Here is a 21,993-nt window from a genome sequence, read left to right as displayed (position 1 = left end):
ATGCGTTGTGCGACGCGCCGAATTGGATGTGGCGGCGGTTGACGCTGGGATTTTCCGGACGGAAACTCCGCGCAGCCAAGCAGGGATTTCCGCCGTGACCGAACATCCAGCCGACCGCGCCCAGTTCAAGGCGATGACCGAGGGTACCAAGGACGACTGGATGAAGATCGCGGCAGCGGCGTCGTCGTTCAACAAGGCGCTTCCCGATCGCGTGCTGGCGCATCTTCGGATGCTCGCGGGCGATTGCGGCGGCTTTCCGGTGGACCGGCTCGAGCATTCGCTGCAGGCGGCGACGCTGGCGCAGCGCGATGGGATGGACGAGGAATATGTCGTCTGCGCCCTGATGCACGACATCGGCGACATCCTGGCCTCGGCCAGCCATGCCGAGCTCGGTGCCACCATCATGCGGCCCTATGTGTCGGAGGCCAATTTCTGGATGATGGCGCATCACGGCATCTTCCAGGGCTATTACTTCTTCCATCATCTGGGGCTGGACCGCGACATGCGCGACCAGTTCCGCGGCCATCCGCATTTCGAGCGCACCGCGATGTTCTGCGCCCGCCACGACCAGAACGCGTTCGACCCGGCCTATGACACCATGCCGCTGGAGGCGTTCGAGCCGATGGTCCGCCGGGTTCTGGCGCGGCCGAAGAACACGATCTACATGCGGCCGGACCAGAAGATCGCCGCGGAGTAGCCGCTTGTCCGTCGAAGCCAACAAGGACGCGATGCGCCGCGCCCTGAAGGCCTATGGCGAAGGCGACTTCCAGCCGGTGCTCCAGCTGCTGCATCGCGATGTCGTCTGGACGACGCAGGCGCCGTCGGCGCTGTTCCGCTTCGGCGGCGTGCATCACGGCCATGTCGAGGCGGTCATCGGGGTTTCGACCATCGCGACCGATTACACCCTGCACCGCTATGAGATCGCCGAGATGATCGGCGAGGGCGATGTGGTCTGGATGAATGCGCGGCTGGACGTCACCGAACGCAAGAGCGGCAAGCACTTCGGCGTCGCGCTCGCCAGCCGCTGGGAGTTTCGCGACGGCAAGGCGATCGGTCTCACCGAATATTTCGACAGCGCGACCGTGGCGCTGCTGCAGGGTTCGGTGGCCGCCGCCGAGAGTCTGTCGTGATCCGTGGAGTCATCGAGACCGTGTGAATACGGGCCATGACACCGGGTTGGATCGCATCGACTTGAAAACGACAGACTCTAGGGGATCAGCACCGTCGCGCCGGTCGTCGCGCGGCTGTGCAATGCTTCATGCGCCTTGGCGGCGTCGGCGAGCCTGAAGCGCTGATGCACCGCGATCTTCACCGCGCCCGAAGCGATCACGGCGAAGAGATCGTCGGCGGTCTCCTGCAATTCGCGGGCGTCGCGCGTGTAGTGTGCAAGCGTTGGGCGGGTGACATAGAGCGAGCCCTTGGCGCTCAGGATGCCCGGCTCGAAGGCGGGTGCCGCGCCCGACGAATTGCCGAAGCTCACCAGCATGCCGCGGATCGCCAGCGCGTCGAGCGAGCCCGCGAAGGTGTCCTTGCCGATGGAATCGTAGACGACCGGCACGCCGAGGCCGCCGGTCAGCTCGCGCACCTGCTTCGGCCAATCGGGATCGCGCGAGTTGAGGACATGCGCCGCGCCGTTCGCCTGGGCCAGCGCGCGCTTGTCGTCCGAGCCCACCGTGCCGATCACCGTTACACCGAGATGCCTGGCCCATTGCCCGGCGATCAGCCCGACGCCGCCGGCGGCGGCGTGCAGCACAATGGTCTGCCCGGCCGTCACAGGATAGGTGCGCTTGAGCAGGTATTGCGCGGTCATGCCCTTGAGCAGTGCGGCGGCCGCGGTCTCGTCGCCGATCGCGTCGGGCAGCTTCACCAAGCGGTCGGCCGCGACATTGTTGGCCTCGGCATAGGCGCCCATCGCGCCGGCATAGGCGACGCGATCGCCGGGCTTCAGCGTCGCGACGCCGTCGCCGAGCGCCTCGACCACGCCCGCCGCCTCGCTGCCGAGGCCGGATGGCAGCGGCAGCTTGTAGAGGCCGGAGCGGTGATAGGTGTCGATGAAATTGACCCCGACAGCGGTGTGCCGGACCCGCACCTGGCCGGCGGCCGGTTGTGGAAGATCCACATCGACATAGTGCAGGACGTCTGGTCCACCGGTTTTTTCGAAGCGGATGGCTTTCATCGGGATCCTCAAGCAGTCGGTGGCGGCGGGAGCGATACTACCAGATCGTGATCTTTGTTTGCCGACGCGGGAAAGGTGGCCGCATCGGGGTGCCGCCGGATGACCGGGAATGGCACAACCGCCGGTACGTGGCTGGCAGCAACTTCAGGTTTCGTCAAGACTTGCAACCTACCGTCCGCGCCGACGATCTCCGGGGGGACATTGGAATGGCGACCATCATCCTTGTCCATGGGCATATGCACGGTGCGTGGTGCTGGGAAAAGGTCGTGCCGCTGCTGGAAGGCAAGGGACACAGGGTGGTGGCCTTCGACCTGCCGGCGCGCGGGAGCGACCAGATGGCGCATGACGCCGCGACGCTCGAACATTATGTCGACGCCACCCAGATGATCGTTGCGGCGCAGGCCGAGCCCGTCGTGCTGGTCGGCCATTCGGCCGGCGGCACGGTGCTGAGCGAGGTGGCGGAGCGGATGCCCGAGCGTGTCGCGAAGCTCATCTATGTCGCGGCGGCGCTGCTGGAGGACGGGCAATCGATCTTCTCGGCCCTGGTGCTCAACCGGCCGCTCGATCCGGCGCTTGCGGTCGTGGGCGCCAGCGCCGTCAAGACCGACAATCGGCTGATCCGGCACCGCTTCTACAATATGAGCTCCGATGCCGATGCGGCGGCCGCGATCGGCAAGCTCTGCGCCGAGCCGATCCGGCCGATGACCCATGCGGTGCGGGTCACGGCGGAGCGCTATGGCCGGGTCAAGCGGGCCTTCATCCAGACGCGATTCGACAATGCGGTGCCGCTCGATGCCCAGGCCGCGATGTGCGCCGCCCTGCCCTGCGATCCGGTGATCGTGATGGACACCGACCACTCGCCCTTCCTGAGCGCGCCCGAGGAATTCGCCGCCCATATCCACGCGCTCAGCGCGTGACGTTTATCTCTGCTCGAAATCGCCCATTTGCGCCGCGAGCGCACGCTGGAAGGCGGGGCGCGCTTCACAGCGCTGCTGATAGGACGCGAGAGCGGGCTCGGCCGCGACGAAATCGGTGCCGCGCAGGATGCGCAGCACGGTCGTCATCATCAGGTCGCCGGCGGTGAAGCGGCCGTCGAGATAGTCCTTGTCGCCCAGGCTCGCCGCCAGCTCCTGGAGACGCAGCCGGACGCGCGCGGCCAATTGCGGCCGCCGCGCCTGGGTCCATGCCTCCCCGGCATGGAAGGCATCGAGTTCGGCATAGGGCTGGACCACGACCTCGATCGTGTTGAGGGCGCAGAACAGCCAGGTGATGGCGCGGTCGCGCGCGGCGAGATCGGTGGGCAGCAGAATGGCGCTGCGGCGCGCGATATGGAGCAGGATGGCGCCGCTCTCGAACAGGACAAGGCCGTCTTCCTGATAGGCGGGCACTTGTCCGAAAGGCTGCATGGCGCGATAGGCGGGCGTCTTCTGATCTTCGAAGCCGATCAGCTTGGACTCGTAGGTCATCCCCGCCTCTTCGAGCGCCCAGCGCACGCGCAGGTCGCGCACCACCCCTTGCGCGAAGGGCGGCACCCATTTGAAGGCGGAGACGGTGATCATGGCTATTCCGGTTTGAGGGCGCCTTGCAGGACTTGATACTGCGCCTTGCGGAAATCGCTGACGGGCCCCGGCGCGTCGCCGAACGACATCAGCGTGTCGCGCGCGGGATCGAAGGCGGGCCAGGATTGCCCGATGCAATCGGGTCGGCCGGTCTTGGCGAAGCCCACCCAGCAGGAATGGACCAACGCCTCCATTTTGAGATCCTGATCGGAAAGCGTGATGCCGAGCCGCGTGGCGATCGGGCCGGCATTGTCGAAGACGTCGGGGATCTCGGCACCGTGATTGGCACCGGCCGCGATGCTGCGCAGCGCGGTCGGCACATAGGCGAAGTAATAGAGATAGGACGGCGCGCCGCCCGCCGCCTTGGCCGCGATCCAATGCGCCGGCGCGCCCATGACGGCGTCGGTGAACACCGCCTCGGCGAGCGTATCTTCGTTCTTGGCATCGGCGGCGTAGACGGCACGGGTCTCCGGCGTCAGGCGGCTGGTGAACGTGGCGGCGGGAATGCCGAAGGAATGCATCAGGGAGGCTTCGAAACTGTTGGAGCCGATCATCAGCGGGACATCGATCGCGGTGCCGGTCGCGAAGGCCGTGGTGGGCGAATGCGGAATCAGGCGCCCATCGACGAAGGGGCCGAAGCCGAGCGTGACAGGGAGGTCGAAGGTCTTGTCGACCGGCAAGGCGCGGAGCTGTTCGGGCGTCGCATCGGCACCCGGCAGGCCCTGGCGGGTCGCGAAGGCGGCGCCCTCGCTTTCCCTGCCCATGAGCGAGGACGGCTGGAACCAGCCGCCGCCGGACTCGACGATGGCGCGGGCGAACAGGCCCTTGGCGGACGGCGTCGCGAGCAGGAAGAGGATCGAGGAGCCGCCGGCGGATTCGCCGAACACGGTGACGTTGTCCGGATCGCCGCCGAACGCGGCGATGTTGCGGCGGACCCATTGCAGCGCGGCGATCTGGTCCATCTGGCCATAGTCGCCGAGCGGCGCGTCGGGCGCTGCGGCCTTGGTCAGGGCCGGATGGGCGAAATAGCCGAGCAGCCCCAGGCGATAGTTGAGCGATACGAGGATCACGCCGTCGCGCGCGAAATGGCTGCCGTCATAGACCGGCTGGGAACCCGAGCCGAAGCGATGCGCGCCGCCATGGATCCACACCATCACCGGCGCATGCCGTGCGCCATGGGGTGCGTAGACATTGAGGAAGAGACAGTCCTCGCTCTGTGGCTGGGGCGGGTCGAAGGGATCGGGGCGGGCGGGTTGCGGGCAGATCGCGCCGAATTTGGTGGCGTCGCGCGTGCCGCTCCAGGACGCGGCCGGTGCCGGCGGCATCCAGCGCAGCGGCCCGACCGGCGGCGCGGCATAGGGAATGCCCTTGTAGACGTCGACGATGCCGTCGCTCGATCCGGCGACTGCGCCGCTGTCGATGACGGCCTGCGGCGGCGCCGCCAGCGCGGCCGATGCATTCAGACAGAAGGCGGCGAGCGCGAGGCGGATTGCGTTCATGTCGGATTTCCTCTCGGGCTTGAACGCGCCGCCCGGTGCGATCCGGGGTGTGCGAGAAAGCCGGGCGTCAACTCAGATGCTGCCGGAAGAAGGTGGCGGTGCGGCCATTGGCGAGATCGGCGCAGGCCTTGTCGTAATGCGCCCCGCCCGGCCGCGCGAAGGCGTGGTTCATCTCGAGATAGGTATGGACGGTGATCAGGGCATTGCCCTTGAGGCCGTCGACGATCGCCTTCTGGGCCGGCGGCGGGACATATTCGTCCTTGGCGGCGATGTGCAGCATCAGCGGCTTCTTGATCCGTGCCGCCTCGCCCAGCTTGTCCTGGATGTTCACGCCGTAATAGCCGACCGAGGCGTCCGCATCGGTGCGCGCCGCGGTGAGATAGGCGAGCAGGCCGCCCAGGCAATAACCCACCGCGCCGACCTTGCCGGTGCAGCCGGTGACGGAATGCCGGAGGTAGTTGATCGAATTCTGGATGTCCTTGACCCCGGCGTCCTGGTCGAAGCGGCCCATCAGGTCGAAGGCGCGCTTCCAGTCGGCATCGCTGTGATCGGTAAGCTGCACGCCGGGCTCGAGTCGCCAGAACAGGTCGGGGCACAGCGCGAAATAGCCGCGCGCCGCGAATTCGTCGGCCAGCGCGCGCATCACCTTGTTGACCCCGAAGATCTCCTGGATGACGACGACGCCCGGGCCGCGCCCCGAGGCGGGCGAGGCGAGATAGGCGCCGAACTCCCCGTCGGGGCTGCTTTTGATCCTGACGTCCTGACCGGCCATGGCGCACGCTCCTCCGCGTTTCGGGGGAGGTTAACGGGTTCGGCCCGGCCGGCACAATCGCGGCCGGCGCCCGTTTATTGCGGCCGCTGTCCCGGCTGCGGCCGCGGCGGCGGCAGCTGAAGCATTTGCGACAGCGTCACCGGATTGGTGACCGGCGCGGACACCTGGCCGCGCTGGACGACATAGGCGGTGGGCTGGCCGTTCTGCATGCCGCGGCCATGCATCGGATGGCCTTCGGGGAACGCGTCGTCGGGGGCGAGCACGGTGAGGAAGCGGTTCGGCAGGGCGCGGCCGAGGATCGCGGCGGTCAGCTCATGCGTCTTGGGATGGTTGAGCGGGCCGATCACGACGAGCTGCAGCCCCGACATGCCGAATTCGAGGCCGGAGAAATAGGCGCCCATCGAGATGAAGGCCCGCTGCGCCTCGCCGGCGAAGGCGCCGACCAGCTGGTTGAGGCGCTCCGAATAGGACGCGTCGCCGGTCGCCATCATCAGGCAGGTGAGCACCTTGATCATCGTCGCATTCGCCGAGGGCGCCGGCTGGTCGAAGACCATCCGTGCACGGACGATCATGCTCTCGCCGTCCTCGGCGGTGAACAGGTAGCCGCCACGCTCCTTGTCCCAGAACTGCTCGTTGAGCACCCGGGTCCAGCGCCGCGCCTGGTCGAGATAGCGCTTGTCGCCCACCGCCTCGTAGAGCGCGATGGCGGCGCGGGCCATATGCGCGTAGTCGTCGGCGAAGCCGCGCGCGCCGCGCTTGCCGCCGATCCAGGAATGGTAGAGACGGTCGCCGTCGCCCATCGTCTTGACGACGAACTCGAAGGCTTCGATCGCCGCCTGGACCCAGGCGGTCTGCTCGAAGGCGCTGCCGGCATTGGCGAGCGCGGCGATGGCGATCCCGTTCCAGTCGGCGAGGACCTTGTCGTCGCGCGGCGGCGGGGTGCGGCCCTGGCGCGCCTTGAGCAGCAGCGAGCGCTGTTTGGCGAGCAGCGCCTCGTCGGCCTCGGGCTGCGGGAACGGCGCGGGCGAGCCCAGGCGCTGCAGGACGTTCTTGCCGTTGAAGGCGCCGTCGCGCACGACGTTGTAGGCGGCCTTGAACTTGGCGATGAAGGTGCCGGCCAGCGCGGCGTCCACTTCGGCTTCGGACCAGAGATAGTATTTGCCCGTCTGGCCTTCGCTGTCGGAGCTGATGCCGGCGGCGAAGGCGGCGCCGTTCTTCAGGTCGCGCAGGAGGAATTCGACGGTCTCGGCCGCGCGCGCCGCGCAGAGCGGGTTGCGGTTGAACTGCCAGAGGCCGGTGATGAGTTCGAGGATCTGGGCGTTGTCGACCAGGGTCTTCTCGAAATGCGGCACGAGCCAGCGCTCGTCGACGCAGTAGCGATAGAAGCCGCCGCCGACATGGTCGCAGAGGCCGCCGAGCAGGATGTTGTCCATGGTGGTCGAGACGACCTGCATGAACTGGCCCATGCCGGTGCGCAGGAAGGCGCGCCACAGGACTTCGAGCTGGGTGGCGGAGGGGAATTTGTTCTGCTGGCCGACGACGCCGCCGAAGAAGATGTCGAAGCGCTGCGCGATGCGGATCGCGGCGCTGTCGAGCGTGTTGGCGTCGATCGGGCCGCGCATGTCGCGATGCCACAGCGAGGTGAGCTCGCGCTTGATGTTCTCGCTCGCGGTCGTGAGGTCCGCGGCGCGCTCTTCGCGCAGGCGCCGTAGGTCTCCCAGCACGCGCGATAGCGGCGGTGCGAGGCCGGCACGCTCTTCCTTGGGGAAATAGGTGCCGACGAAGAAGGGCACGCGCGCCGTATCGAGGAAGATGGTGAGCGGCCAGCCGCCGGCATTGCCCATCAGGTTGGCGGCCGCCTGGTAGACCTGATCGACGTCGGGGCGTTCCTCGCGGTCGACGAGGATGTTGATGTATTCGGCGTTCAGCACCGCCGCGGTCTGCGGATCGCTGAAGCTCTCTTCGCCCATCACCTGGCACCAGTGGCAGGCGCTGTAGCCGATCGACAGATGGATGGGCTTGTTCTGCGCCTGGGCCGCGGCCAGCGCCTCGGGACCCCAGGGATACCATGCGACGGCATCGTCCTTGTGCTGCAGCAGGTAGGGGCTCGTTTCGGTGGCGAGGCGGTTCATGGCGTTTCTTTTCCGTGCGGTCCGCAAGGCCGGCGGGCACGAAGCGCCGTCGGCGTTGCAATGGGAGGCTGGATCGGGGGAAGCTTCTAACGGTGGCGCGCGCCGCTCACAAGCGCCACGGAAAAGCTGGGTTAAGCGCGATGAAGATGAACATTGTGATCGACATGACGCCCGACGAGGCCCGCAAATTCCTCGGCTTGCCCGATGTCTCCAAGGCGCAGGAGCGGATGATGGCCGAGGTCGAGAAGCGGATGAAGGCGGCGGTCGATCTCAACGATCCGGAGGCGATGATGCGGGCCTGGATGCCGCTGGGCGGCCAGGGCTTCGAGCAATTCCAGCGCTTCCTGTTCGACAGCGCGCGGCGCGCGGCCGGCGGCGGTACGGCGCGGAAAGACGCGGACAAGTCGTCCAAATAGCCGGACCGGATGAGCGGCACGATCTACGCGCTGTCGTCGGCGCCGGGACGCGCCGGCGTCGCGGTGCTGCGTGTCTCCGGTCCGGCGGCGGGCGCGGTGGTCGGCGCGCTGTGCGGCGCGCTGCCGGAGCCGCGCAAGGCGGTGCTGCGGCCGGTGCGGGGTGCGGACGGCGCGGCTATCGACCAGGCGCTGCTGCTGTGGTTTCCGGCGCCTGGCAGTTTCACCGGCGAGGATGTGGCGGAGCTTCACGTCCATGGCGGCCGCGCCGTCGTCGAGGCGGTGCTGCGGGCGATCGCGGCCGTGCCGGGCACGCGGCCGGCCGAACCGGGCGCGTTCACGCGGCGGGCGGTGGAGAATGGCAAGTTCGACCTGACCCAGGCCGAGGCGCTGAGCGACTTGATCGACGCGGAGACGGAAGGGCAAAGGCGGCAGGCGCTGTCGCAATATGGCGGGGCGCTGGCGGCGCTATATGAGGATTGGCGGGCGCGGCTGATCCGCATATTGGCCTGGGCCGAGGCGGCCATCGACTTTTCCGACGAGGAATTGCCGCCGGGTCTGACGGGGTCAGTGGTTCGGCAAGTATCTGATATTGTAGAAGAAATGGAGAATCATCTCGACGATTCGCGACGTGGCGAGATCGTTCGCGACGGGCTCTATCTGACGGTGATCGGACCGCCGAACGCCGGCAAGAGTTCGCTGATCAACGCCCTTGCCCAGCGCGACGTGGCGATTGTGTCCGAGACGGCAGGCACGACACGGGACGTGATCGAGGTTCGGCTCGATATCGGCGGTTACGCGGTGATCGTCGCGGATACCGCCGGCTTGCGGGCCGAGACGGGCGACCCGGTCGAGCGCGAGGGGATGCGCCGGGCGCTGGCGCGCGCAGAACAGTCCGATCTGGTCTTGCTGTTGCTCGATGGAACTACGGGTGGCGCCGGCTCGCAGCCGGCCGATCTGGTCGTCTGGAACAAGTCGGATCTTCCGGGTTTCGAAGCTGGCGAAGGCTTGTCCGTGTCGCTCAAAAATGGCGCCGGAATGGATAACCTATTGAAGGAAATAGAGAAAAATGTCACTGCGCGGTTGGAGCGGGTACGGGAGGCGCCGGCGCTGACGCGGGCGAGGCATCGGCAGGCGTTGATGGAAGCCCTGGCGGCCTTGCGGCGGGCACAGGCGGCATCCGAGGCGGAGCTGTTGGCGGAGGACCTGCGGCTGGCGGTCCGCGCCGTCGGCCGGATCACCGGACGGGTCGATGTCGAGGAACTGTTGGATGTCGTATTCCGCGATTTCTGCATTGGAAAGTAGGTCCCGCCTGTTTCACGTGAAACAGGCGCTTTCCAGAGAAGCGTCATTGTTTCCCGTGAAACAGCGCTTCGGCCTTGAGGCCGCCGGGCCCCTCCTCTATTGAGCCGGCATGAACGGGTACGACGTCATCGTCATCGGCGGAGGCCATGCCGGCTGCGAAGCGGCGGCGGCTTCGGCGCGTCTGGGGGCCAAGACTCTCCTGTTGACGCACAAGCTCGAGACCATTGGCGAGATGTCCTGCAATCCGGCCATCGGTGGTGTCGGCAAGGGACATCTGGTCCGGGAGATCGACGCGCTGGATGGCCTGATGGGTCGCGTCGCCGATGCGGCCGGAATCCAGTTCCGCCTGCTCAACCGCCGCAAGGGCCCGGCGGTGCGCGGACCGCGGGCACAGGCGGACCGCAAGCTCTATCGCGCGGCGATGCAGGCGGCTTTGGCGCAGACCGCCAACCTGACCGTTCAGGCGGCCGCGGCGGAGGACCTGCTGATCGAGGATGGCCGGGTCGCGGGAGTGATCACGGCCGACGCGAAAACAATACGTTGTGGCGCAGTGGTCTTGACCACCGGCACGTTCCTCAATGGCTTGATTCATCTGGGCGAGACGAAGATCCCCGCGGGCCGCGTCGGCGATGCGCCTTCCCTGGGCTTGTCGAAGACCCTTTATGGGCTTGGCCTGACGATGGGTCGTCTCAAGACCGGTACGCCGCCCCGGCTGGATGGCCGGACCATCGACTGGGCGCAGCTAGAGGTCCAGCATGGCGACGATCCGCCTTCGCCTTTCTCCTTCCTGACGCAAACCATCACGACGCCGCAGACCGTTTGCCATATCACCCGGACGACGCCGGAGACGCATGCGGTCATCCGAGCCAATCTGCACCGCGCCCCGATGTATTCCGGCCAGATCGAGTCGACCGGACCGCGCTACTGCCCATCTATCGAGGACAAGGTCGTGCGCTTCGCAGCGCGCGACAGCCATCAGATCTTCCTGGAGCCCGAGGGTCTGGACGACGACACGGTCTATCCCAACGGGATCTCGACCTCCCTGCCCGAGGATGTGCAGCGCGCCCTGCTCGCGACCATCCCCGGTCTGGAAAACGTCGCCGTGAAGCGTCCGGGCTATGCCATCGAATACGACTATGTCGATCCTCGTGAACTCAAGCCTTCGCTGGAGACCAAGAAGGTCGCCGGTCTGTATCTTGCCGGCCAGATCAACGGGACCACGGGGTACGAAGAGGCGGCGGCGCAGGGCCTGATGGCCGGCCTCAACGCGGCCCGCGCGGCCGGGGGCCATGAACCCATCATCCTGGATCGGGCGACCGCCTATATCGGGGTTCTTATCGACGACCTCGTCACCAAAGGCGTGAGCGAGCCTTATCGGATGTTCACCAGCCGCGCCGAGTACCGATTGACGCTGCGGGCCGACAATGCCGATCGGCGCCTCACGCCGATCGGCGTGCGCGCGGGCTGTGTGGGGACCAAGCGGAGCGCGGTCTTTGCAGCCAAGATGGCCCGGTTGGCGGCGGCGCGATCGGCGATCGCGGGCCTGAACCTTACGCCCAATGCAGCGCAGAAGCATGGGATCGGCGTGCGCCAGGACGGAGTGCGGCGGTCGGCAATGGAGCTGTTGAGCCTTCCGGAGGTGGATTTCCCAACCCTTGCCCGGATTTGGCCGCAGCTCGATGGGATGGACGCCGATACCGTCGAGCAGCTCGAGATCGACAGCCAATATGCCGGTTATCTGGACCGGCAGGACGCCGACATCCTCGGCTTCCGCAAGGACGAAGCGCTCGCCCTGCCCGATGCCCTCGATTACCGCGCGATCCACGGTCTCTCGACCGAGGCGGTCGCGAAGCTTGGCCTTGTCCGCCCGGCGACGCTCGGCCAGGCTGCGCGGATCGATGGCGTCACCCCTGCTGCCCTCACGCTCGTGCTTGCCCATGTCCGCGCCGCCAGACGCGCCTGAGCCCTTCGGGCCCGAGGACTTCGCGGCGCACGCGGGTGTTTCCCGTGAAACATTGGCGCGGCTGAAAGCCTATGTCGGTCTGCTGCAGGACTGGAATGCGCGGCACAACCTGGTCTCGGCCCGGTCCCTCGAAGATGTCTGGCGCCGCCATGTCTGGGACTCGGCACAGCTCGCGCCCCTGGTCCCAGCGACGGCGCGGACCTTGGCCGATCTCGGCAGCGGCGCCGGGTTTCCGGGCTTGGTGTTGGCGGAGCTTCTGCGCGGCCGGATCGCAGTGAGCCTGTTCGAGGCCACCCGCAAGAAGGCCGAATTCCTCGTTGCCGCCGCACAGCGCATGCAGCTCGACGTCTCCGTCCGCAACGAGCGGATCGAGGCCGATGGCCCCGGCCGTTATGACGTCGTTACGGCCCGCGCCCTGGCGCCCTTGGACAAGCTCTTGGGCTATGCACAGCAAAAGGCTGCGCCGGACGCCGTTTGCCTGTTCTTGAAGGGACAATCCCTAGCGTCTGAATTGACCCAAGCCCGTAAATCTTGGAAAATGACTGTTCTCCAGCATCCCAGCGCCACCGATCCTTCCGGCGTCATCCTGGAGGTCCGGGAGCTTCGCCATGTCCAGCCCCAACCTGAATAGACCGCGCGTCCTCGTCATCGCCAACCAGAAGGGCGGCGTCGGCAAGACCACGACGGCGATCAATCTCGGCACCGCTCTCGCCGCGGTCGGCGAGCCGACGCTGGTGATCGACCTCGACCCCCAGGGCAATGCCTCGACCGGACTGGGCATCCCGCGGGCGGAGCGCAATCTCACGACCTATGACGTGCTGACCGGCGAGGCGAAGATCGCCGAGGCGATCACCCCGACCCGGATCCCGAAATTGTCCATCGTGCCGTCGACCGTCGACCTCTCCGGCGCCGAGCTCGAGCTGATCGACCGCGAGCGGCGCAACCACATCCTGAAGGATGCGCTGGAGGAATATTCCGCACACGGATCATCTCCCTTCTCCTATGTGCTGATCGACTGCCCGCCCTCGCTCACCCTGCTCACCGTCAATGCGATGGCGGCGGCGGATGCGGTGATCGTGCCGCTGCAATGCGAGTTCTTCGCACTGGAAGGCCTGTCGCAGCTGCTCAAGACGATCGGGCTGGTGAAGGCCAACCTCAATCCGGCGCTCGAGATCCAGGGCATCGTCCTGACCATGTACGACAAGCGCAACAAGCTCTCCGAACAGGTCGAGGCCGATGTGCGCGAGAACATGGGCGACAAGGTCTATCGCACCACCATCCCGCGCAACGTGCGGATTTCCGAGGCGCCGAGCCATGGCCTGCCCGCGCTGGTCTACGACCTGCGCTGCCCCGGCAGCCAGGCCTATATCAAGCTTGCCGGCGAGCTGATCGCCCGCGAGCGCGAGCGCCTGCAGGCGGCGGCGTGATGGCGGCCGAAGAGCGTCATCGCGGCCTCGGCCGCGGCCTCTCCGCCTTGATCGGCGAGGAAAGCACCGCGACGCGCGGCGAGAACCGCGCCACCCACCGGCTGCCCATCGCCTTCCTGCGGCCGAACAAGTTCCAGCCGCGCAAGCGCTTCGCGCCGGAGGAGCTGCACGACCTCGCCGAGTCGGTGAAGGAGAAGGGTGTGCTGCAGCCGATCCTGGTGCGGCCGCTCAAGGGCGAGCCCAACGCCTATGAGATCGTCGCCGGCGAGCGGCGCTGGCGCGCCGCCCAGATGGCCAAGCTCCACGAGGTGCCGGTGACGGTCCGCGAGATGGACGACGCGGAGTCGCTCGAGATCGCGATCATCGAGAACGTCCAGCGCGCCGACCTCAACGCCATCGAGGAGGCCGCCGCCTACCAGGAGCTGATGGAGCGCTTCCACTACACCCAGGAGCGCATGGCGAAGGAGGTCGGCAAGAGCCGGCCGCACATCGCCAACATCCTGCGGCTGCTGACCCTGCCGGGCCCGGTCCAGGCCATGGTGCGCGATGGACGGCTGACCGCCGGGCATGCCCGGACCTTGATCGGTACCCCCGATCCCCTCGCCGGCGCGGCTGCGATCCTTGCGGGCTCGCTCAGCGTCCGACAGGCCGAACAGCGTTCAACGACCAAGAAACCATCCAAAGGGCGTCCGCAACCCGCCGACCCGAACATTTCGGATCTGGAATCCATACTTTCCAATAGCTTGGGCTTGGCTGTTAAAGTTATACACAAAGGCTCCAAAGGCGGGGAAGTGCGGATCGCCTATAAAACGCTGGAGCAGCTCGACGAGATAAACCGGCGTCTCAGCAAAGGCCGATAACGGCCTTATGCCATTGAATATTAAGCAATATATTTAGAATTGGTAAACGCCTAAACGGCGTTCGCGAGCTGCAAGGCCCGAACGGGCTCGATCCGGCCGTCATAGAGCGCGCGCCCGATTACAACGCCCTCGATATTCGGCTCGCCGGCTGCGATCAGTCGCTCGATATCGCCGATGCTTCCTACCCCGCCGGAGGCGATGACCGGGATCCGGATGGCGCGCGCCAGCGCCGCGGTCGCTTCGACGTTCACGCCCTGCAGCAGCCCGTCGCCGTCGATATCGGTGAACAGCACGGCCGCGACGCCGGCATCCTCGAACTTCCGGCCCAGCGCGGCCGGCGTGAGGTCCGAGACCTCCGCCCAGCCCTCGGTCGCGACCTTGCCGCCCTTGGCATCGGCGCCGACCACGATCCGGCCGGGGAAGGCGCGGGCCGCCGCCTTCACGAAGGCGGGGTCCTTGAGCGCCGCGGTTCCCAGGATCACGCGTGTGATTCCCGCTGCCAGCCACGCCTCGACCGCGGCCATGTCCCGAATCCCGCCGCCGAGCTGGATCGGCAGGTCGATCGCGGCCCGGATGGCGCGGATCGCCTGCGCATTCACCGAGCGGCCGTCGAAGGCGCCGTTGAGATCGACGCAGTGCAGCCACTGGAAGCCGGCGTCCTGGAAGCTTCGCGCCTGCGCCGCGGGATCGTCGTTGAAGACGGTCGCCTCGTCCATCAGGCCGCGCTTGAGCCGCACGCAGCGGCCGTCCTTGAGGTCGATGGCGGGGAACAGGATCATGGACGCCAGCCGAGGAAATTGCCGAGCAGCGTCAGACCGACGGCCTGGCTCTTCTCGGGATGGAATTGCACGCCGACCAGATTGTCGCGTCCGACCGCGGCCGTCACCGGGCCGCCATAGTCGGTCCGCGCCAGCACGTCGTCGGGGCGCTCCGTCGCGAAGGCGTAGGAATGCACGAAATAGGCATGGGCGTGTGGCGGAAGCCCTTCGAGCACCGGGTGGCGCTGTGCGAGGACAAGCTCGTTCCAGCCGATCTGCGGGATCTTGAGCGCGGGATCGGACGGCGTGAGGCGCACCACATCGCCCGCGATCCAGCCGAGCCCCGGCGTGACGCCGAACTCGCGGCCATGGCTCGCCATCAGCTGCATGCCGACACAGATGCCGAGGAAGGGGACGCCGCGCGCGATGACCGCGTCGCCCAGCGCCGCGGTCATGCCGTCCAGCGCGGCGAGCCCCGCCATGCAATCGGCGAAGGCGCCGACACCCGGCAACACGATGCGCTCGGCCTTCACCACCACGGCCGCGTCCGACGTCACCACGATGTCCTGTCCGGTGCCGCGTTCGGCGGCGACCCGCGCCAAAGCCTTCTCGGCCGACCGCAGATTGCCGGAGCCGTAATCGATCAGGGCAACAACAGGACGCATCTTTTCCACGCAATGGTTCCGCGGACCGCCCGCGAAGGCGGTCCTCTTAACGCAAAAGATCGCGGGTTAGAACCGGCGTCTCAGAATGACGACGGGCAGGGCTCGTACCGCTCGGAGCCTTCCGGCGCCGGATGCAGCCGGATTCCATCGAGCACGATGTCCCGCAACGGCGTGACGGGCGGCACCACCTGCAGCCGGCCTTCCCGCAGTGCGGCCCGCATCCCCGGGCAATGTCCGCCGATCGTGGCGATCGCGCCCCAGGTCTTGTCGGGCCGTTCCTTCAAAATGCTGCCGAACCAGAACCGGTCGCTGCCGGACACCAGCACGACCTCCTCATAGCCGTCGCCGTCGACATCCGCGAAAACCGCATCGCACGGCGCCCGCCGCAGCGTCAGGCAACCCGGCGCGCCGGCCGTCCGGCTCCAATCCTGATCCAGCAGCGTGCGCGGCAGGGCGCGCGTGTTGGGATAGACGGTGACATTGGCGGCGATGTCGACCGGCGCCGCCGGCGTCGCCAGACCCGGCGCCTTGTTCGCCAGCGCCTCGGCGGCAAGCGTGCGAACGCGCGCGGTCTCGTTGCCGAAGTGTCCCGTCGTCATCGCCTTGAGCGCATCGCGCCCGTAGCGTCCGCCTTCGCGATAGAGATAGCCGAAGTCGAAATTCGCCGGCCGCACCGCCCCGCTCTCCAGCCGCGCCGCCTGGCTCGCGGCGGCGAGGCGTTCGGGATCGCCGACCGGCGTGAAGAGGGCGAGCAGGACGGCCAGCACCACGAAAGCGGTCGCGACGTTCACCGGCGCCACCAGCCGCATCCACACGCCGCCGCGCGGCGACAACAGCGCCGCCGCCGCGTAGCCGAAGGTGTAGCAGAGCGCGACCAGGGTCGCGGCGCCGGTCGCGATGCGCTGGACCGTCCAGCCATACTGGTCCACCCGCAGCCACAGCGCATAGGCCGCGATCAGCACCAGCGGCAGCAGCACCAGCGCCGCGACGAACTCCGCATAGCGCAGGACGCGGGCGCGGTTGTGTTCCGGGCTGCCGTCCTGGAAGGCGGCATTGATGAGGACCACCAGCACGCCCGCGGCGCCCAGCAATCCGCCGGCCGCCGAACCCGCGGCCCAGAGCGGCGCCAATCCCGTGAAGGGCAGGGCGAGGACGAACAGCACCGCGATGCCGGTCATCAGCGGCAGCAGCCAGGACAGCAGCACATGCGCCAGGGTGCGGAGGCCGGCCACCAGCCGCGCCCGCACATCGGTGACATGCAGCGCCGCTGCCGTAGCCAGAGTGGTCGCGGGGATGGCGAACCACGCCTTCTCGATCAGCGTCTCCACGAAATGCACGTTGATCAGGTTGAACAGGATGGCGCCGAGCCACAGCACGCCCCAGAACACCGCCACGAACACGGCGGAAAGGACGAGCTGGACCTCGAGCTTCCAGGCCGCGTCGAAATAGGCCGCATAAGAGGCGATCCATCGCCGCTCGCCGTCCGCGGCGAGGATCAGCGCCTGGGCGATGAAGAGGCCGATGGCGGCGAAAAAGCCCAATGCGAAGGTCATCGCCCAATCGCGGCCGAACCCAACGGGATCCGGCGTCGCGCGGCGCCAGACATCGTACCAGGCCAGTCCCGCCAGCAGCACGGTTGCGATCACCAGCCACGCGATCAGGGTGCGGGCGCGCATCGTCCCCGCCGCCTGCTGGAACAGCAGCGGCACGAAGCGGAACACCATCGCCAGCGGCGCGATCCAATAAGGATCGGTGGCCGGCCAGGTCTTGTCCTCGACCGCGCGGTAGAGAAGATAGAGCGCGAGCCCCTGCAGCGCGCCGACCAGCAGGCGCCGAAGCCCGAGCGCGGTGACATCGCCGGCCGGCTCGCCGGCGGCCTCCTGATCCGACATCGCATTCCCTCCCAACAGCCGGGTGCATCATATGTGCGATTGCGGCTGATCTGCGTCCGGGCGGAGGCCGTGTCAGGGCTTGAGGATGCGCACGTCGCGCTCCTCCGGCGATTTGCGCCAGAAGAACAGCAGATAGAACACGCCCAGGCAGAGCACCCAGACCGCGCCATTGAACAGCGCCGACGTCACGGTGCCGAGCCAAGTGCCGTAAAGCGCCAGATAGCGCACGGTGACGGCCGACGGATGCGGCAGCGCCCCGAGCGACGCCAGGATCACGACCTTGAGGTTGGTCTCGAACAGCATCTGCCCCAGGAAGAGCAGCATCCCGGTCATGTAAGCGGCGAAGGCGAACAGCTTCATCGGCAGCCGCGCCTGATTGAGGAAATAAAAGATCGCCACCACCATCGCGAAATTGATGGTGATCATCTGCGTGAAATAGCCGATCTCGTTCACCGTCGTGGCGCGCGCGAGATTGAGAAGATCCAGTTCGGTCATGCGCACCCTCCGGGTCCAGCATTTCGCATCGTGCCGCCGCGTTCAAGGCGAAGGGGGCAGCACCCCCTGGGAATGCCGCGCGTCCCATCCTAGACAGGGGACGGAGACCATCTTGGAGCTTGCCGATGGGTCGGTTCGTATCGGGTGTCGTGGGCCTTGCCTTCGCAGCGCTCGCGGCCGCGGCGACGGCGGCCCCGCTCACCGTGCCGTTCGACTATTCGCGCGCCGCGCTCGGCCTGGACGTGACCGTCAAGGGTACGCCGCTCTACATGATCCTCGACACGGGGGTCGATCCTTCGGTGATCGACATCGCACGGGCCGAGGCGTTGCGCCTCCCCATCCAGCGCGCGGCGGGCGGCGAAGCCTCGGGCGAGGGCGACGCCAAGACGGCGCAGGCCTATCCCGCCACCATCACCGGGCTGTCGATCGCCGGCCGGGACTTCTCTGCCGTCGATGCGCTGGCGACCGATATGGGCGCGCTGTCGGCGCGCTATGGCCGGCCGCTGGATGGCGTGCTCGGCTACAGCTTCCTGGCGGACAAGATCGTCCTGATCGACTATCCGCGCAGCACGGTGAGCCTCCTCGATGCGCCATCCGACGCATGGCCGATGCTGCGCGGCTGCCATACGCACTACGTCCTGCCGCTGCGGTCTTATGACGGCGACACGATCCCCATCATCGCGGACTTCCGCCTGGGCGCGGCACGCACGCCGATCAGCCTCGACACCGGTTCGAATGGCGGCATCGCGCTCTATCAGGGCGCGCTCGCCCTGCCCGGCGTGCGGGCGGCGCTGACCGAGAAGGGCGAGACCGGCCTCACCGGCGCGCGCGGCGACTCGACCTCGAAGATCTATGCGCTGGATGCGGAGGTCGGGTTCGGGCCGTTCTCGCTGCCGCCGGGCCAGATCGTGACGGTGCGCCGCGCTCCCGGCTCGGCGGATACGAGATTGGCCAATATCGGCAACAAGCTCTTTGCGGCGATGAAGCTGAAGATGCTGCTGAACTATCCGGCGAACACGATGGTGTTCTACGGCGACTGCCCCTGACTTAATCCTGATCCATCTTCAGCGCGGCGATGAAGGCTTCCTGCGGGATGTCGACCTTGCCGAACTGGCGCATCTTCTTCTTGCCCTCTTTCTGCTTGTCGAGAAGCTTGCGCTTCCGGCTGATGTCGCCGCCATAGCATTTCGCCGTGACGTCCTTGCGCAGCGCGCTCAGCGTCTCGCGGGCGATGATCTTGCCGCCGATCGCGGCCTGGATCGGGATCACGAACATGTGGCGCGGGATCAGCTCTTTCAGCTTCTCGCACATCGCGCGGCCGCGGCCCTCGGCGCGGCCCTTGTTCACGATCATCGACAGCGCATCGACCGGATCGCCATTGACCAGGATCGACATCTTGACGAGGTCGCCCTCTTCATAGGCCTCGATGTGATAGTCGAACGAGGCATAGCCGCGGCTGACCGATTTCAACCGGTCGTAGAAGTCGAACACCACTTCGTTCAGCGGCAGATGATAGACCACCATGGCGCGGTTGCCCGCATAGGTGAGCTCGATCTGGCGGCCGCGGCGGTCTTCGCAGAGCTTCAGCACCGCGCCCAGATACTCGTCGGGCACCAGGATCGTCGCCTTGATCCAGGGCTCTTCGATGGCGGCGATCTTCATCACGTCCGGCATGTCGGCCGGGTTGTGCAGCTCCATCAGCGAGCCGTCGGTCAGGCGGATGTGATAGATCACGCTCGGCGCGGTGGCGATCAGGTCGAGGTTGAACTCGCGCTCCAGCCGCTCCTGCACGATCTCCAGATGCAGCAGGCCGAGGAACCCGCAGCGGAAGCCGAAGCCGAGCGCGGCGCTGGTCTCCATCTCATAGGTGAAGCTGGCGTCGTTGAGGCGCAGCTTGCCCAAGCCGTTGCGCAGATCTTCGAACTGCGCCGCATCGGCCGGGAACAACCCGCAGAACACGACCTGCTGCGCCGGCTTGAAGCCCGGCAGCGCCATGGCGGTGCCCTTGCGCTCGTCGGTGATGGTGTCGCCGACCTGGGTGTCCGCCACCTGCTTGATCTGCGCGGTGATGTAGCCGATTTCGCCGGGGCTCAGCACCTCGACGGCGACCTTCTTGGGCGTGAAGACGCCGATCTGCTCGACCTGGTAATAGGCGTCCGCATTCATCATGCGGATCTTCTGGCCCTTGCGCAGCTCGCCGTCGATGATGCGCACCAGCACGACCACGCCGAGATAGGCGTCGTACCAGCTGTCTACCAGCAAGGCCTTCAGTGGGGCGTTGACGTCGCCCTTGGGCGGCGGCAGGCGGGTGACGACCGCTTCCAGCACCTGGTCGATGTTGAGCCCGGTCTTGGCCGAGATCGGCACCGCCTCCGACGCGTCGATGCCGATCACGTCCTCGATCTGCTGGCGGATGCGCTCGGGCTCGGCGGCCGGCAGGTCGATCTTGTTGAGGACCGGCACGATCTCCAGGTTCGCGTCCATCGCCTGATAGACATTGGCCAGGGTCTGCGCCTCGACGCCCTGGCTCGCGTCGACCACCAGCAGCGCGCCTTCGCAGGCCGCGAGACAGCGGCTGACCTCATAGCCGAAGTCGACATGGCCGGGTGTGTCCATCAGGTTCAGCGTATAGGTCTCGCCGTCCTTGGCCTTGTATTGCAGGCGCACGGTCTGTGCCTTGATGGTGATGCCGCGCTCGCGCTCGATGTCCATCGAGTCGAGGACCTGGTCCTTCATCTCGCGATTGCTCAGCCCGCCCGTGTACTGGATCAGCCGGTCGGCCAACGTCGATTTGCCATGGTCGATATGGGCGACGATGGAGAAATTGCGGATTTTCGACAGTTCGGTCATTTCAATGGCCTGCCGCTTCGCACCTTGAGGCCGGTTGGCGCTCCTGCACGGCGGGATGGTAAGGCGGGGGATATAGCGGTGGGGGCGGCGCCGGTCCACACCCTGTTGCAGCGCGGCCGATAGCGTTACCATCTCCTATCGGGCAGCGGAAAACCGCCCCGTAGCGGGAGGCGGCATGCGACGGACGGCAATCGCATTGGGGGCGGTTTTGGTGACGCTGGCCGCGCCGGCACGCGCGGACACTGCCGATTTCCTCGGCAACTGGGTCAATCCGGACCGCGAGGCCGGCGGCATCGCACGCATCGTCGTCATTCCGGGGGACGGCAACCGGGCGAGCATCCGTCTTTTCGGCAGCTGCCAGCCGGCCGATTGCGACTGGGGAACCCGGCCCGCGCGGCTTTATGCCGATGCGCCGGGCGCCAGCGATGTGCGCAGCCTCGCGGCCGATTTCGACACGCCGGCCGGTCACAGGCACCTGACGCTGCATCTCGCCGTCGGCCATGCCCTGCGTTTCGAACTGCAGACCGATCTCGCGGATGGCCGGATGAGCTATGCGAGCACCGGCGCCGCGACCTTTGCCGGCGATTGGGCCGACGCGCCGCGCGTCGCGGACGCGCGGACCAATCCCGCGGCAGGCAGCACGCCGGTCCCGCAAGCGGAACCCGTCGGCCAGTCCGAAAGCGGCGGCTTTTTCGGCAGTTCGGGCCCGATCGGCATCGGCGCGCGCCTTCCGGCCGGCTATGTGCCGGCGAAAGGCGAGGACTGCATGCCGTTCAATCCAGACCAGACCCGCGCCGCACCGGTGGACGGCGACTGGCGGCTGGGCGATTTCGCGCACCGGCTGGTCAATTTCGGCGCGCACCGCGAAGCGGCCCAGCGCGCGCAGGCGGTGATCGCCTATTACCATTTCGACGAGCTGTGCTTCGTCACGCGCGAGAGCCGGGCGATGCTCTACTGGAAACGCGCCGGCCAGGTGCCGCGCGATCCGCTGAAGGGCGAGATCTGCACCGCGCTCGATCCCGCCGGCGTGAAGGCGGAACAACGCGACGGCGTGTGGACGGTGATGGGCGGCGGCGCGGTCCTGCTCGATCTGGACGAGGACAAGGACGCGGCGGCGCGCGCCGTATCGGTGATCCGCACCTATAAGCTCGGCCGCAAATGCATCGTCGCGGGCGGCGAGGGCACGGCCTTCCAATATTGGCTTGCGCAATAGCCGCGCGGCGGCCG

Annotated in this window: 21 protein-coding genes; 11 read left to right on the top strand and 10 right to left on the bottom strand. The window is 67.2% G+C overall.

Going from position 1 to position 21,993, the window contains the following annotated elements:
• The first annotated feature begins 94 nt into the window (after positions 1–94).
• On the top strand, positions 95–697 hold the full coding sequence (locus tag WDM91_16025) for an HD domain-containing protein (GenBank protein ID MEI9996103.1): 603 nt from the start codon (positions 95–97) through the stop codon (positions 695–697).
• A 4-nt stretch (positions 698–701) separates the two neighbouring features.
• Positions 702–1,130: a nuclear transport factor 2 family protein gene (locus WDM91_16020; protein ID MEI9996102.1), complete on the top strand. Its 429-nt coding sequence runs from the start codon at positions 702–704 to the stop codon at positions 1,128–1,130.
• 77 nt (positions 1,131–1,207) lie between these two features.
• On the opposite strand, the gene WDM91_16015 is transcribed toward WDM91_16020, so the two are convergent.
• Positions 1,208–2,176, bottom strand: coding sequence for a quinone oxidoreductase (locus WDM91_16015; GenBank protein MEI9996101.1), 969 nt, complete (start codon positions 2,174–2,176; stop codon positions 1,208–1,210).
• 206 nt (positions 2,177–2,382) lie between these two features.
• Here WDM91_16015 and WDM91_16010 point away from each other — a divergent pair, with 206 nt between their 5' ends.
• Positions 2,383–3,093 carry an alpha/beta fold hydrolase gene (locus WDM91_16010; protein ID MEI9996100.1) on the top strand — a complete coding sequence of 237 codons (711 nt, stop codon included), beginning with the start codon at positions 2,383–2,385 and terminating at the stop codon, positions 3,091–3,093.
• 3 nt (positions 3,094–3,096) lie between these two features.
• Here the strand turns inward: WDM91_16010 and WDM91_16005 are convergent, their stop codons facing one another.
• The 4 genes from WDM91_16005 to WDM91_15990 all read right to left on the bottom strand — a co-directional run bounded on the left by WDM91_16005 (position 3,097) and on the right by WDM91_15990 (position 8,138).
• Complete coding sequence (locus WDM91_16005) at positions 3,097–3,735, bottom strand: glutathione S-transferase family protein (protein ID MEI9996099.1); 639 nt, start codon at positions 3,733–3,735, stop codon at positions 3,097–3,099.
• A gap of 2 nt (positions 3,736–3,737) precedes the next feature.
• Entirely contained in the window at positions 3,738–5,234 is a 1,497-nt protein-coding gene (locus WDM91_16000) for a carboxylesterase/lipase family protein (protein ID MEI9996098.1), read from the bottom strand.
• A gap of 67 nt (positions 5,235–5,301) precedes the next feature.
• A complete protein-coding gene (locus tag WDM91_15995; protein ID MEI9996097.1) occupies positions 5,302–6,006 on the bottom strand; it encodes a dienelactone hydrolase family protein in 705 nt (234 codons plus the stop codon).
• Positions 6,007–6,080: 74 nt separating this feature from the next.
• On the bottom strand, positions 6,081–8,138 hold the full coding sequence (locus tag WDM91_15990) for a thioredoxin domain-containing protein (protein ID MEI9996096.1): 2,058 nt from the start codon (positions 8,136–8,138) through the stop codon (positions 6,081–6,083).
• 140 nt (positions 8,139–8,278) lie between these two features.
• Here WDM91_15990 and WDM91_15985 point away from each other — a divergent pair, with 140 nt between their 5' ends.
• From WDM91_15985 to WDM91_15960, 6 genes are all read left to right on the top strand, one after another.
• The gene (locus WDM91_15985; protein ID MEI9996095.1) at positions 8,279–8,554 is read left to right on the top strand and encodes a DUF6489 family protein; all 276 of its coding nucleotides are present in this window, start codon (positions 8,279–8,281) and stop codon (positions 8,552–8,554) included.
• Between the two features lie 9 nt (positions 8,555–8,563).
• Positions 8,564–9,856, top strand: coding sequence for a tRNA uridine-5-carboxymethylaminomethyl(34) synthesis GTPase MnmE (gene mnmE / locus WDM91_15980; protein MEI9996094.1), 1,293 nt, complete (start codon positions 8,564–8,566; stop codon positions 9,854–9,856).
• A gap of 109 nt (positions 9,857–9,965) precedes the next feature.
• Positions 9,966–11,819: a tRNA uridine-5-carboxymethylaminomethyl(34) synthesis enzyme MnmG gene (gene mnmG, locus WDM91_15975; GenBank protein ID MEI9996093.1), complete on the top strand. Its 1,854-nt coding sequence runs from the start codon at positions 9,966–9,968 to the stop codon at positions 11,817–11,819.
• On the top strand, positions 11,794–12,450 hold the full coding sequence (gene rsmG / locus WDM91_15970) for a 16S rRNA (guanine(527)-N(7))-methyltransferase RsmG (protein ID MEI9996092.1): 657 nt from the start codon (positions 11,794–11,796) through the stop codon (positions 12,448–12,450). Before mnmG ends, rsmG begins: the two co-directional genes overlap by 26 nt.
• Positions 12,428–13,246, top strand: coding sequence for a ParA family protein (locus WDM91_15965; protein MEI9996091.1), 819 nt, complete (start codon positions 12,428–12,430; stop codon positions 13,244–13,246). The genes rsmG and WDM91_15965 overlap by 23 nt, the downstream gene beginning before the upstream one ends.
• Positions 13,246–14,106: a ParB/RepB/Spo0J family partition protein gene (locus WDM91_15960; GenBank protein ID MEI9996090.1), complete on the top strand. Its 861-nt coding sequence runs from the start codon at positions 13,246–13,248 to the stop codon at positions 14,104–14,106. The genes WDM91_15965 and WDM91_15960 overlap by 1 nt, the downstream gene beginning before the upstream one ends.
• A gap of 50 nt (positions 14,107–14,156) precedes the next feature.
• Here WDM91_15960 and hisA read toward each other — a convergent pair whose 3' ends face one another.
• The 4 genes from hisA to WDM91_15940 all read right to left on the bottom strand — a co-directional run bounded on the left by hisA (position 14,157) and on the right by WDM91_15940 (position 17,916).
• Entirely contained in the window at positions 14,157–14,885 is a 729-nt protein-coding gene (gene hisA / locus WDM91_15955) for a 1-(5-phosphoribosyl)-5-[(5-phosphoribosylamino)methylideneamino]imidazole-4-carboxamide isomerase (GenBank protein MEI9996089.1), read from the bottom strand.
• On the bottom strand, positions 14,882–15,529 hold the full coding sequence (hisH, locus tag WDM91_15950; protein ID MEI9996088.1) for an imidazole glycerol phosphate synthase subunit HisH: 648 nt from the start codon (positions 15,527–15,529) through the stop codon (positions 14,882–14,884). The genes hisA and hisH overlap by 4 nt, the downstream gene beginning before the upstream one ends.
• Positions 15,530–15,609: 80 nt before the next feature.
• Positions 15,610–17,421 (bottom strand): DUF4153 domain-containing protein, encoded by a 1,812-nt coding sequence (locus WDM91_15945; protein MEI9996087.1) that lies wholly within the window; start codon positions 17,419–17,421, stop codon positions 15,610–15,612.
• Positions 17,422–17,493: 72 nt separating this feature from the next.
• The gene (locus tag WDM91_15940; GenBank protein ID MEI9996086.1) at positions 17,494–17,916 is read right to left on the bottom strand and encodes a hypothetical protein; all 423 of its coding nucleotides are present in this window, start codon (positions 17,914–17,916) and stop codon (positions 17,494–17,496) included.
• 125 nt (positions 17,917–18,041) lie between these two features.
• Between WDM91_15940 and WDM91_15935 the strand changes: the two genes are divergently transcribed.
• The gene (locus tag WDM91_15935) at positions 18,042–18,962 is read left to right on the top strand and encodes a retropepsin-like aspartic protease (protein ID MEI9996085.1); all 921 of its coding nucleotides are present in this window, start codon (positions 18,042–18,044) and stop codon (positions 18,960–18,962) included.
• Position 18,963: 1 nt separating this feature from the next.
• Here the strand turns inward: WDM91_15935 and lepA are convergent, their stop codons facing one another.
• Complete coding sequence (gene lepA / locus WDM91_15930) at positions 18,964–20,757, bottom strand: translation elongation factor 4 (GenBank protein ID MEI9996084.1); 1,794 nt, start codon at positions 20,755–20,757, stop codon at positions 18,964–18,966.
• A 184-nt stretch (positions 20,758–20,941) separates the two neighbouring features.
• Here lepA and WDM91_15925 point away from each other — a divergent pair, with 184 nt between their 5' ends.
• Complete coding sequence (locus tag WDM91_15925) at positions 20,942–21,979, top strand: hypothetical protein (protein MEI9996083.1); 1,038 nt, start codon at positions 20,942–20,944, stop codon at positions 21,977–21,979.
• Positions 21,980–21,993: the final 14 nt, after the last annotated feature.

This window comes from Rhizomicrobium sp. (genome assembly GCA_037200385.1).
Lineage (GTDB): Bacteria > Pseudomonadota > Alphaproteobacteria > Micropepsales > Micropepsaceae > Rhizomicrobium.
This window is presented reverse-complemented; position numbering and strand designations above follow the sequence as displayed.